Source organism: Prevotella sp. Rep29 (assembly GCF_019551475.1).
GTDB lineage: Bacteria > Bacteroidota > Bacteroidia > Bacteroidales > Bacteroidaceae > Prevotella.
The window spans coordinates 2,047,677-2,060,710 of sequence record NZ_CP047159.1 but is presented as its reverse complement, the minus strand read 5'-3'; the positions used below and the strand labels follow the sequence as shown (position 1 = coordinate 2,060,710).

At 50.5% G+C, this 13,034-nt stretch carries 7 protein-coding genes; 5 read left to right on the top strand and 2 right to left on the bottom strand.

Translation table 11 applies throughout. The features are described 5' to 3' along the window. The first annotated feature begins 46 nt into the window (after positions 1–46). From GRF55_RS08765 to GRF55_RS08745, 5 genes are read left to right on the top strand one after another with little or no spacing between them, the layout of a single operon-like run. A complete protein-coding gene (locus tag GRF55_RS08765; protein WP_220368048.1) occupies positions 47–5,587 on the top strand; it encodes an alpha-2-macroglobulin in 5,541 nt (1,846 codons plus the stop codon). A gap of 34 nt (positions 5,588–5,621) precedes the next feature. After that, positions 5,622–6,686 (top strand): DUF1573 domain-containing protein, encoded by a 1,065-nt coding sequence (locus GRF55_RS08760; RefSeq protein WP_220368047.1) that lies wholly within the window; start codon positions 5,622–5,624, stop codon positions 6,684–6,686. Positions 6,687–6,716: 30 nt separating this feature from the next. After that, positions 6,717–7,823 carry a methylmalonyl Co-A mutase-associated GTPase MeaB gene (gene meaB / locus GRF55_RS08755; RefSeq protein ID WP_220368046.1) on the top strand — a complete coding sequence of 369 codons (1,107 nt, stop codon included), beginning with the start codon at positions 6,717–6,719 and terminating at the stop codon, positions 7,821–7,823. After that, positions 7,820–8,695 carry a 4-hydroxy-3-methylbut-2-enyl diphosphate reductase gene (locus GRF55_RS08750; RefSeq protein ID WP_220368045.1) on the top strand — a complete coding sequence of 292 codons (876 nt, stop codon included), beginning with the start codon at positions 7,820–7,822 and terminating at the stop codon, positions 8,693–8,695. Before meaB ends, GRF55_RS08750 begins: the two co-directional genes overlap by 4 nt. A gap of 18 nt (positions 8,696–8,713) precedes the next feature. After that, complete coding sequence (locus GRF55_RS08745; RefSeq protein WP_220368044.1) at positions 8,714–11,041, top strand: M6 family metalloprotease domain-containing protein; 2,328 nt, start codon at positions 8,714–8,716, stop codon at positions 11,039–11,041. A gap of 321 nt (positions 11,042–11,362) precedes the next feature. Here GRF55_RS08745 and cmk read toward each other — a convergent pair whose 3' ends face one another. Then, a complete protein-coding gene (gene cmk, locus GRF55_RS08740; RefSeq protein WP_220368043.1) occupies positions 11,363–12,055 on the bottom strand; it encodes a (d)CMP kinase in 693 nt (230 codons plus the stop codon). A gap of 2 nt (positions 12,056–12,057) precedes the next feature. Further along, positions 12,058–13,002 (bottom strand): type IX secretion system protein PorQ, encoded by a 945-nt coding sequence (gene porQ / locus GRF55_RS08735; RefSeq protein ID WP_220368042.1) that lies wholly within the window; start codon positions 13,000–13,002, stop codon positions 12,058–12,060. Between the last annotated feature and the right edge of the window lie 32 nt (positions 13,003–13,034).

Below are 13,034 nucleotides of genomic sequence, written 5' to 3'. Positions count from 1 at the left end.
TTTTTCTTACTTTTGCAGAATAAGTTGAACTGCAAAGAATTGTGCTATGAAAAGAATCCTGTTTCTATTGGCGATGCTGAGTGTGGTTGTGCTTTCACTGTCGGCAGATAACTACACGACCTTGTGGAAGCAAGTTGCAGATGCAGAAGAGAAAGATCTGCCCAAGACACAGATGGAAGTGTTGGGGAAGATTATATCCAAGGCGCGTGCTGAGCGCGAGTATGGACAGTTGCTCAAGGCAGAACTGATGAATGTGCGCGTGCTGACTTCGGTCACGCCCGACTCGCTGGCGCCGGCGGTGGAGCGGTTGGTGCAGGTAGAGCTGCGTGTTCGTGGGAAAGACCATGTGCTGGCAGCCGTCTATGCGTCGGTCTTAGGAAAAGTCTATGCGGAAAACGCGGGACTGTCAGACAGTAGCGCCGTGTTGTCGAAAGCATATTTTCGCCGCTCGATGGAGCATCCCGAACTGCTCGCAGCGCATAAGTCAGCGGAATATGTGCCGTTGGTGGAAGAGCGTACGGAAAGCAAATGGTTCGGAAACGACCTTTTGCATGTGATAGGCTTGGAGGCAGGCGACTACGAGACGTTGAGCAACTATTACCGGACGACCGATTTGCGCACGGCAGCCTGTCTGTCGGCGTTGGGTGTGGCAAAGAAAAACCGCAAGGCAAGCGAGAAAAAAGTTGCCAAGTCTGCTTATATACGGGCACTCGATTCGCTGCTGAACGTCTATGGCGACATGCGCATCGCCGGCGAGGTGGCATTGGCACGCTACGATTTCATGTCTGTAGCGCCGGACGTGAAGATAGAAGACAAGGTGAACTATATCAACTATGCGCTGATGAAATGGGGCGAATGGCCTCGCATGAACAGTCTGCGCAATAGGATGAAACAACTGACGCAGCCCCATTTTTCCGTGTCGTTGGGAGATATGGTGTCACTACCCGACAGGGAGCGTGTGTTCAAAGTGACAAGTGTGCGCAACTTGGGTTCGCTGACGCTGACGGTGACACGCGTAGATGTGGACGGAAGTGCAACCTACAATATGGGCAATGAAAAGATTTATAACGAAATCAAGCGGAAAGCCATAGAGCCCAGCGTTATCCAGCAGACAAGGAAATACATCGGACAACCCGACTATAAAATCAATACCGACTCTTTCACGGTGAAAGGTCTGCCCGTTGGAGTCTATCTCGTGGAGTTTACGTCGGACAATAAGGACATCAAGACACAGCGGGTACTCTATTACGTGAGCGACCTGTATGTCATGACGGAAGAGCATCCCGGCAATCGTATCCGCTATGCCGTGGTGAATGCAACGACCGGACAGCCGGTGGTGAATGCGAAATTGCGCCTCTACTTCTATGCGTCGTATAACGAAAAAGGGCGTCAGGAGACACTCACGACCGATGCGAAAGGTGAGTGCTTCTATACTTATGAGAAGACCAAGCCCTATCAAGTGTGGGCTTATACGGAGCAGGACAAGTCATGTCCGAACTCAGCATTGAGAAGTCATTATTCCTACTATACCGACAAGAGCGTCCATACCGACGGTTGGGTGTTTACCGACCGTGCTATTTACCGTCCGGGACAGACGGTGCATGCCGGCTTTATCCTGCATAAGCGCTATCCGGACAATACGATGCCGGTTGTCGCCGGTCAGAATGTGGTGCTGACATTGAGAGATGCCAACTACAAGGAAGTGGAAAAGAAGACGGTGACGACCGACGAGTTCGGAACAGCCTCTTGCGATTTCGTCTTGCCACAGTCGGGACTCACGGGTGCTTTCACGATACAGGCATACGGCTATGGCTCCGCCTCTTTCAATGTGGAAGAATACAAACGCCCGACGTTTATGGTGGAATTTCCAGAGGTGAACGAACGCTATGCGGTGGGCGACACGGTGGTGGTGACCGCTTTTGCCAAGACCTACAGCGGCGTTCCGGTACAAGGGGCGAAGGTGAAATATAAAGTTGACCGCCGCGAAGCCTTTTGGTGGTGGCGGTATGGTAATCACGACACAGACTCGGAAGTGCTTGTCGAGGGTGAAACGCTGACCGATAATGACGGTGCATTTAAGGTTGAGATTCCGATGATTCTCTCCGAAGAAGATATGGAGGAAATGGATGATGCGGACGGAAAACCGACGTATATCAAGCAGCCCCGTTTCTATAGTTTCACAGTCTCAGCCGACGTGACCGACGTGGGTGGCGAGACGCACCGAGGCACAATGACGCTCCCGTTGGGAACAAAGCCTACAGCTTTCTCCTGCAACTTGCCTGAAAAGATAGAAAAGGACAGTCCGAAGACGCTGCATTTCAGCTATTGCAATGCTGCCGGAAAGGAAATTCCCGGCGACGTGCGCTATTACATCGACCGGAGTTCGCACGTCTATCGTGCGAAAGCAAACGAACTGGTGAATATCTCAGGTATCATCAGGTCGCTGTCGTCCGGTCAGCACACGCTGAAAGCCATCTGCGGCACTGACACGATAGAGGAGAAGTTCGTGCTGTTCAGCATGGCTGACAAGCGCCCGTGCATCGAGACACACGAGTGGTTCTATGCTCCTGAAACGGAGTTCCGCCGCGACGGAAAGCCCGTTTACGTGCAAGTGGGGTCGTCGGATAAAGACGTACATGTGTTCTATTCCGTGATAGCCGGCGACAAGGTGCTTGAGAGTGGCGCATTCAATCTGAGCAATGCCATTCATACACAGCAGTTGACCTACAAGGAAGAATATGGTGACGGCGTGTTGCTGAATTACGCATGGGTGAAGGAAGGAAAGATGTACACGCATGATGTAACGATAAGAAAACCCTTGCCCAACAAGCGTCTGACCTTGAAGTGGAATACATTCCGCGACCGCTTGACACCGGGGCAGCAGGAAGAATGGAACCTCAGCATCACCAAGCCGGATGGAAAGCCGGCAGATGCCCAACTGATGGCTGTTCTTTACGACAAGTCGCTGGACGACATCAGGAGTCATGGCTGGGGTTTCTATCCGTCAATGCGCCAATTTACTGCCAGAACTTTCTGGCAGGGAATATCGTTCTCCTACCTGTCAGTTCAGGGAGCGGCTAACTATCGCAGTTTGAATGTCAATGGATTGTATTTCAGTTCGTTTGACAGTTCGTTGTTCTCTTTCTACTCTTCATTCCGCAAAATGTATGGTTCGCGGGTGTCAGGACTGCGAGCACGCGGTGTTGATGTAAGAGACGAAATGTCGATAGAGCCAATGGCGGCAAAGATGGCATCGGCAGGTGATGATTCGATGGTGTTGTATGACGTAGTTTCAGCAGATAATTCTGCAGCGAGTGACAATGAGGAAGAAACGCATCAGGCAAACAACCAGGAGCAAGTGCGCGAAAATCTCAACGAGACGGCATTCTTCTTTCCGGCACTGCGGACAGATGAACAAGGGAACGTTGTCTTGCGTTTCACTTTGCCGGAGAGTGTGACGACCTGGAAGTTTATGGGACTTGCCCACGACAAGGACGTCAATTACGGACTGTTGACAGCGGAAGCCATCGCCAAGAAGGACGTGATGATTCAGCCGAATATGCCACGCTTCCTGCGTAGCGGTGACAAGGCAACGATTGCCGCCAAATTGTTCAACACATCAGAGAAAGCACTCAGCGGAACAGCCAAACTGGAACTCATCAATCCTGAAAATGAAGAGATTTGCTATACGCAAAGTCTGCCGTTTAATGTAGAGGCAGGCGAGACGGCAGGTATCTTGTTCGATATTCCGCCATCGGATGCTGCACCTATATATATATGTAAGGTGACGGCGACGGGAAAGACGTTCAGTGACGGCGAACAGCATTATCTGCCAGTGTTACCGGACAAAGAGTTGGTGACGAATACTTATCCATTCACCCAGCATGAGCCAGGCATCAAGACGATAGACCTGACCAGGTTGTTTGCCGTCAAAGACAAATCGAACAAACTGACGGTGGAATATACGAATAATCCGGCATGGCTGATGATACAAGCCCTTCCCACTTACTCAGCTACTTCGGAGGAAAATGCAATCAGTCAGACCGTTTCATATTACGTGAACAGTATCGGTGCCCACATCATGCAAGCAGCCCCCCATATCAAAACGGTAGTGAATCATTGGCGCAATGAGACGGGCGAGGAGCAGTCGTTGATGAGTGCGTTGGAGAAGAATCAGGAATTGAAAGCGTTGGTTCTGAACGAGACACCATGGGTTTTGGATGCCGATAAAGAATCGTCTCAGAAGCGCAGTCTGGTGAAGTTCTTTGACGAAACCACCATAAAAATGCGTTTGAGTTCGTCACTTGAAAAGATGAACGCCTTGCAGAACGGTGACGGCTCATGGAGCTGGTGGAAAGGAATGAAGGGCAGCATCTACATGACAACGGCAGTGAGCGAGATGTTGGTGCGCCTGAATAAGATGGTCGGTAAGCAACAAGACACACAAAAAATGCTCACCAACGCATTCCGATATATGGACAGCTGGCTTGTGGACGAGTACAAAGAGATGAAGAAAGACGAGAAGAAATATGGCATCAAGCATGTCCGTCCGAGTGAGACCGCCGTCCGCATCCTTTATATGTATGCCATCGATGGTCGTCCGCACAGCAGCAAGACGGCAACAGCCATCCAATATATGGTGTCGCTTCTGGCAAGCCGTACGACCGAGATGACCATCTACGGAAAGGCAACGGCAGCCTTGATTCTCGCAAAGAACGGGCAACAGAAGAAAGCTGCCGAATATATGAAGAGCATCAAGGAATATACGGTGGCGACAGAAGAACTCGGGCGCTATTTCGATACGCCAAAGGCGCATTACAGTTGGTATGACTATCGCATTCCGACGCAAGTGGCAGCCATCGAAGCGCTGAAAGAGTTGCAGGCATCAGATGTTCAGACCGTGGAAGAAATGCAGCGCTGGCTGCTGCAAGAGAAACGGACACAAAGTTGGTCAACACCCATCAACAGCGTGAATGCCGTATATGCTTTCTTGGACGGGAACATGGATAGGCTGGACGAGCAAGCTCCGGCAGTCTTGAAGTTGAACGGCGAACCGTTGGAATTGCCGCAGGCAACCGCCGGTCTTGGCTATGTGAAAACCGCTGTGACGGGCAATGATATGCAGACATTCACCGTAGAGAAGACCAGTACGGGAACCTCTTGGGGTGCGGTGTATGCACAGTTCATGCAGAAAGCGACCGATGTGACAGCTGCTTCTTCCGGGCTGACTGTGACGCGGGAACTGCTGCATGAGAACCGTCCGCTGAAAGTGGGCGACCGAGTCACGGTGCGTATCACGATTAAGGCTGAGCGCGACTATGACTTTGTGCAGGTGACCGACAAACGGGCAGCTTGTCTGGAACCGCTCAGACAGCTTTCGGGTTATCATTGGGGATATTACATCGCTCCGAAAGATTATGCAACGAACTACTATTTCGACCGAATGGCAAAGGGAACGCATGTCGTAGAAACGGAATACTATGTGGACCGAGTGGGAACGTATGAGACGGGAACCTGTGTCGTACAGTGCGCCTATGCTCCGGAATATTCGGCGCGTGCGAAAGCCCAGACACTTGAAATCAAATAACGAAAATCAAATAATTAAAATAGAAACGAAAAAGATGAACAAGAAATTTCTGATATGCTCGTTGGCGCTTGCGGCAACATTGCCGGTTGCCGCACAAAGACTGACGGCAAAGAGTGAGGTGATTGATTGCGGACAGGTGCTTTTCCGTCACCCTGTGACAGCACAGTTTGAATTGAAAAACAGCTCTCACCACGCATTGACGGTCAATGACGTGCGTACCAGTTGCGGATGCGTTGCAACAGATATAGGCTTGAAAACGATTCAGGGAAATGGCGATTTCAAGCTCTCAGCCACCTATGATGCCAAGCAAATGGGACATTTCGAGAAGCAGATAGCAGTTTATAGCGATGCTGCTGAAAGTCCGTTGATGCTGACCTTGAAAGGAGTTGTCGTCAGCGAAGTGCGCGATTATGCAGGTGGATATGAATACACCTTGGGCATGTTGAAAGCGGATAGGAACACGATTGAGTTTGATGACGTGAACATCGGCGACCGTCCCTTTGTGGATATCCATATCCAAAATGCTTCCAGTTCGCCGGCAACACCCGTGATGATGCATCTGCCCAATTATTTGAAAGCGGAGTTCTCACCATCGACGATAGCACCGGGACACGCAGGTGTGGCACGTGTCACGCTCCTGTCCAACATCTTGCACAGCTACGGACTGACGCAGACGAGCATCTATCTGGGAGCTTTCCCCGGTGATAAGGCGAGAGATAATAAGGAAATCACCGTCTCGACCGTCCTTCTGCCCAGTTTCCAGAACCTCTCCGAGAGCGAACTGGTCAATGCACCGCAAATCAGATTGTCGGCACGGGAACTCGATTTCAGGTCGTTCGAGGGAAAAAAGAAAAAGAGTGGTGTCATCAATATCGAGAACGTAGGACGCTCGACGCTTGAAATATCCAGCATGCAGATGTTTACCTCAGGACTGAAAGTGGCATTGGGAAAGACAAAACTGGCTCCAGGCGAGCAGACGAAACTTAAAATCACCGCCGAACGGAAGGAACTGCGGAATGTCCGCTCACAGCCGCGTGTGCTGATGATAACCAACGACCCGGCAAATGCAAAAGTAGTTATCAATATCAATCTCGAATAACGTCAACAAGAACGTAAAAGAAAAAACAATATGGAACATCCAGAAAACAACGAAGAGTATAAAGGATTGACAGTCAATTCCGGTGTAGAACAACCTGCAATCATCAACCCATATCTTAACCGAAACCGCTTTCGGAAGCGTGAGTTGTCGGCAGCAGAGATGGTCGAGGGAATCGTCAAAGGCGACGTGACCATCCTTTCACAAGCGGTCACCTTGGTGGAGAGTGTCAATCCCAACCATCAGTCAAAGGCACAGGAAGTCATCGAGAAATGTCTCCCATATAGCGGAAAGTCAGTGCGCATAGGCATCAGCGGCGTCCCCGGTGCAGGAAAAAGCACCTCCATCGACCAGTTCGGCTGTCACGTGCTTGACGAGCATGGCGGAAAACTGGCAGTATTAGCCATCGACCCAAGTTCGGAGCGCACCAAAGGAAGTATCCTGGGCGATAAGACGCGTATGGAAAAACTGTCTCTGCGGAAAGAAGCATTCATCCGTCCCAGTCCTACGGCAGGCTCGTTGGGAGGAGTTGCCCGCAAGACAAGAGAGTCCATCATACTCTGTGAGGCAGCCGGCTACGACAAGATTTTTGTGGAGACCGTGGGAGTAGGGCAGAGCGAAACAGCCTGTCACTCGATGGTCGATTTCTTCTTGCTTATCCAGCTGGCAGGGACAGGCGATGAACTGCAAGGCATTAAGCGAGGAATCATGGAAATCAGCGATGGAATCGTTATCAACAAATGCGACGGAAACAACGTGGAGAAATGCCAACTGGCAGCCACCAATTTCCGGAATGCACTCCATTTTTTCCCGATGCCCGACAGCGGATGGCTCCCGAAAGTACTTTGCTACAGCGGTTTCTACGGGACAGGCGTCAAAGAAATCTGGGATATGATTTACGAGTACATCGCTTTCGTGAAGCACAATGGTTATTTCGACCACCGGCGGAACGAGCAAAGCAAATACTGGATGTATGAAAGCATCAACGAAAATCTGCGATTGAATTTCTATCATAACCCGCAGATAGAGCACCGTTTGGAGGAGGCTGAACGTACCGTTCTCAATGGACAAAAGACCTCTTTTGCAGCCGCTTCCGACCTGCTTGAAATGTATTTCGACTATTTGAAACGAAAAGAATGAGGGGAAAGAGACTTCGGATAGAGATTGACGAGGAGAGCGGCTTCTGTTTCGGCGTGACCACCGCCATACGAAAGGCAGAGGAAGAACTGGCAAAGGGCAAACAGCTCTATTGCCTTGGCGACATCGTGCACAACGGAATGGAGTGTGAGCGGTTGCGCACGTTAGGACTCGTGACAATCAATCATGAAGAACTCGGCAGTCTGCATAAGGTGAAAGTGCTGCTCCGCGCACATGGAGAGCCCCCTGAAACCTACGAGACCGCCACTCGTAACCAAATAGAGATTATCGACGCGACGTGCCCCGTCGTCCTGCAACTCCAAAAGCGAATCAAAAAGCAGTTTAGCGAAAATCCCGATGCACAAATCGTCATCTTTGGGAAAAACGGACATGCCGAAGTGCTCGGATTGGTAGGGCAGACGGCAGGGCAAGCCATCGTCGTCGAGAGCCTCGAAGACGTGAAGCAACTTGATTTCTCGCGCGATATCTTCCTCTACTCACAGACGACGAAATCTCTGGATGAGTTCCACCACATTGTTAAATATATAGAGGAGCATATAGATGAGGGATGTACTTTCAAGCGTTTCGACACCATCTGTCGTCAGGTAGCCAACCGCATGCCCAACATTGCAGGCTTTGCAGCGCGCCACGACATCATCCTTTTTGTCTGCGGACATAAAAGTTCTAACGGGAAAGTGCTCTTCAAGGAATGTAAGAACGTGAATCCAAAATCCTATCTGATAGAATCATCCCAAGAGATTGATATGTCATGGTTTGAAGACATACAGAGTGTAGGCATCTGCGGAGCAACATCAACACCGAAGTGGCTGATGGAAGAGTGTAGGGATGCGATACTCACACATTTTGAAGGTTAAACATAAAAGTATAAAAACATGAAAAAGCAGTTATTAAAAGCAATGTTGCTCGTCGGTTGTCTTCTCTGCAACCTCCAACTCAGTGCCTCGCCCGTGCATCCGGGAGTGTGGAAAGTCATCACGCTGACCGATGGAACGAAAGTCAATGCACAACTCGTCGGCGATGAGTGGCTGAGCTTCTATCGCGACTCTCTCGGCAATGTCTATACCCTCGAAGTGAACACTCCCAATGAGAAGCTGTATGCCCTTCGGACAGCCGAACACCTGCAAGGCTTGGTCAAAAAAGCAAACGCCAGACGCGAACCTGCCAAAGCGATGAAGTCTCCTAAAACAATGAGAAAAGCGATGAACCATTCCTTCTACGACGGATTCAGAGGGAAAAAGAGAGGGCTCATCATCTTAGCCAATTTCAAAGACAAGAAATACCGCACGACAAACCCCAAAGCCTTCTTCAGCAGAGTAGCCAACGAACTCAATTTCACGCAGGGGAACTATAAGAAAAGCGTGCGCGATTATTTCCTCAGGCAGAGTTACGGCAGGTTCGACATCGAGTTTGATGTCATAGGGCCGGTCGAACTGCCCGACTCCATGGCAAAATATGGAGCCCCTGAAGGATCCAGTCACGATGTCAGGGCGGCATACATGGTGCGCGATGCCATTTATCAAGCCGCAGACTCCGTGGATTTCTCCGACTACGACTGGGACGGTGACGGCGAAGTGGACAACATCTTCGTTCTTTATGCCGGATACAACCAAGCCGAAGGTGGAAGCGAGGACACCGTCTGGCCGCATAAATGGACACTCTCCGCGGGAACCGGATCAGCACTAAGAGCTAACGGCGTGCGAATCAACACCTATGCCTGCAGCAGCGAGTTGCGCGGAAGCAGCGGCTCGACCACCTGCGGCATCGGCACCATCTGCCACGAGTTCTCACACTGCATGGGATTCCCCGACCTCTACGATACCAGCTATTCCGGTAACGTGGGCGTGGGAACATGGGATGTCATGGGAAGCGGAAGCTATCGGGGAGGCGGATACGACCCCATGGACTACTCCGGTTTCGAAAAATGGACGGCAGGATGGCTCGAACCCATCGAACTCACTGACCCCATCAAAGTGAAAGGGATGAAACCGACCGAAGAAAACGGTGAAGTATATGTCATCTATGCCGACAACCCGTCTTTAGATGAGTGTTATATTCTCGAAAACCGAGACGTGAGCAACATGTACTCACAAGGTGCACACCCCAGAGGACTGCTCATCTCGCACATCGATTACAACGAATACGCATGGTACTATAACAAAGTCAATACCTTCGGTTCCTACTATGAATGGAACAGTACTGCGGGGCGCTGGGAAACAAAGCAGAACAATCACATGCGTTGGCGGGTCATTGCTGCCGACGGACGGGCGCTCGAACAGTATCGCGGACAGCAGGACGACGTGTTCCCTTATATCAGTGGAACTACCCGAAACGACCAACTCACCGCTACCTCTACCCCTCAGATGGTGCAGTGGAACGGGACAGACACGGCACAACCGCTCACTGACAAAGAGATAACCGACATCGTGCGGAATGCAGACGGAACCATTGACTTCACATTCCGACTGGCAGACGATGAGGCAGATACCTACCAATCTCTCTATCTCGACGTGCGGACAACCACAGAGCCCACCTATCCCGAAGGAACCTACAACGTCAACACCAACCGGATGTTCCCCAACGGGGAGTGGACCACGCTCTGGCTGCCCTTCAGCATGAGCGATGCAGAAGTCAAGGCAGCGTTGGGCGACAATACGAAAGTAGCTAAATTCACAGGCGTTACCAATCCGGAGGCAGGCAAATACCTCATGGATTTCACGACGACGACAGACGGAATCGAAGCCAATGTCCCGTGTATCGTGAAAGTGGAGAACAGCAACTATGAATATACGGAGCTGGGACTGCTCATGCTGAAAGACGTGACAGCAAGCACTGCCACCATAGAACAGACCATCAACGGTTTCACTTTCAAGGGTGTCAAAAAAGCAGGCAACATCACCCTGAACAGTCCATCTCTCACCACAAACGGCTACCTCTTCAACGAGGGATTCCCCGCCACCTATCCGCAGACAGCCTATCTGGACGCATTGCAAGCCTATTTCGTGACAGAAAATGAAGGCGAAGTTGGCAGTCAGATTGACGTGGTGACAGCCATCAACGGCATCGAAATCATGCGCCAAAAAGAGTTGCCACGAGCCGTCTATCACATCAATGGGCAACAGATTAAGCACGCGTCCCATGACATCAATGCGCTTCCAAAGGGAATCTACATTATCGACGGGAAGAAAGTGGTGCGGAAATAGCATCTGCAAAATGATGTAAATCCGCCAAGAGACAATAGAAAATCCACTTGCATAAACATGCAGGAATGGGTGTATAAATATGTAGTTGAACTTTCGTTTTCCAAAAGTTAAACTTTTGCGTCCTGAAAGTTCAACTTTCATCGTCTAAAAGTTCAACTTTTAGCGTGCAAAAGTTGAACTTTTGGAAAGCCCTATCTAACCCGTTGAAAAACAATTGTTTAGAAATTGGGTCGTAAAACTTCTTCCAGTGTATAAATATGCAAAACCAACCCCTCTCCGAAGGGAGGGATGAAGAAAGGGAGGGAATAAGTTTGGGAGTGCCTATTCAGTTGCTGCCTTTCGGTATTGCTCGAGGAGCCACTGCTGTTGTTGCTCGATGGTCAGGTGGCTGTTGTCGAGTTCGATGGCATCGTCCGCCTTTCGGAGTGGTGACACGGAGCGGTGTGAGTCGATATAGTCGCGCTCCTGTACGTTTTTCAGGATGTCATTGTAATCGGCTGGCATTCCTTTCTCTTCCAGTTCCTTGAACCTGCGGCGCGCACGAATTTCTGCGCTGGCGGTGACAAAGATTTTGAGTTCGGCATTGGGAAATACGACCGTTCCGATGTCTCGTCCGTCCATGACGACTCCTTTTTCGCGTCCCATCTGTTGCTGTTGTCTGACGAGTGCTTCGCGCACAAAATCAATGGCAGCGATGGGGCTCACGTGGTTGGAGACTTCGAGTGTGCGGATTTCTTTTTCGACGCATTCTTGGTTGAGGTATGTTTCCGGCTGCAGGTTTTCTTCGTTGAGGCGGAACGTGATGTGGATGTTGTTCATGTGGTCTTTGAGCAACGGTTTGTTGACTGTTCCGTCGTCATTGAACAGTTGATGCCGCAGGGCGTATAGTGTGACGGCGCGATACATGGCGCCGGTATCTACGTAGATGTATCCGATTTCCTTTGCAAGTTTTTTTGCCATGGTGCTTTTCCCGCATGAGGAATGTCCGTCGATTGCGATTGTGATGCGTTTCATGTTTATAGTGTATAAGCGAGGTTGACTAAAAGTGATGAACTGGAAACGTGGTATTTTCCGTATGCGATGTTGAGTTTGAAGCGCTCGAGTTGCAGTCCGGCTCCGAGGGAGAGCCCTGCGAGGTGGCTGCTTTCTTCTTCGTTGCTTTGTATTTTCATTTCGTCTGCCCGTCGGAAGTTGTAGCCTGCTCCTATCCAGATTTGCTCGCCGAGGAATATATCGACACCGGCGGCGAGGTGGTTGATGAAGGAGTAGTTCCAGTGGGTGAGGTCAACGAGTGTTGCGGAGAGTCGGAAGGGTGCGCCCGTGAAGCGTTTGCTCACGCCGACCTGCAGGTCGAGTGGCATTTTCTCATATTCATCGTTGTATGCCTTGAGTTGTCCTCCCAGGTTTTTTGCCACGGCAGACAGCGACCATTCGCGCTCGGGGTCGTAGTAATTGATGCCGAGGTCAACGCCCATGGCGATGGAGTTGTAGTCGCCGATATAGGATGTGATGAATTTTGCGGTGATACCGCCTGCAAATCGCTCGCCGAGCATGTAGGAGAAATATGCGCCGATGGCGATGTCTTTTGCGGAGAATTCTCCTGTCTGGACATTGTCGGCGTTCACTTCTTTTATCTTGCCATAGTCTATGAACTGTGCGCTCAGGGCGATGGATGCTCGCTCCTTGATGACGCGGTTGAAGGTGGCGCTTGCCGTGTTGGCTCCCGACATGTAGTTCATGTAGTTAAGGTTGATGGTCTTGTCACTTACGGTTGAGAGGAGTGCGGGATTGGAGAATATGAGTGAAGCGTCGTCTTCGATGAGTGTGATGTTGTCTCCTCCCAATGCGGCGGCATGGGCACTTACGGGAAGTCTGAGGAAATTGTATGCCGTCTGACTTTCCTGTGCGTAAACCTGCCCACTGAGGAGTGTGGTCAGAAACACTAAAATGATTTTTTTCATTTAAAATCCCTTAATTTCTTGGCAAAGATACC

Excerpts from the sequence above, each read along its gene's own strand:
- GRF55_RS08765 (WP_220368048.1), top strand. The coding sequence starts at position 47 with ATGAAAAGAATCCTGTTTCTATTGGCGATGCTGAGTGTGGTTGTGCTT.
- GRF55_RS08760 (WP_220368047.1), top strand. The coding sequence starts at position 5,622 with ATGAACAAGAAATTTCTGATATGCTCGTTGGCGCTTGCGGCAACATTG.
- meaB (WP_220368046.1), top strand. The coding sequence starts at position 6,717 with ATGGAACATCCAGAAAACAACGAAGAGTATAAAGGATTGACAGTCAAT.
- GRF55_RS08750 (WP_220368045.1), top strand. The coding sequence starts at position 7,820 with ATGAGGGGAAAGAGACTTCGGATAGAGATTGACGAGGAGAGCGGCTTC.
- GRF55_RS08745 (WP_220368044.1), top strand. The coding sequence starts at position 8,714 with ATGAAAAAGCAGTTATTAAAAGCAATGTTGCTCGTCGGTTGTCTTCTC.
- cmk (WP_220368043.1), bottom strand. The coding sequence starts at position 12,055 with ATGAAACGCATCACAATCGCAATCGACGGACATTCCTCATGCGGGAAA.
- porQ (WP_220368042.1), bottom strand. The coding sequence starts at position 13,002 with ATGAAAAAAATCATTTTAGTGTTTCTGACCACACTCCTCAGTGGGCAG.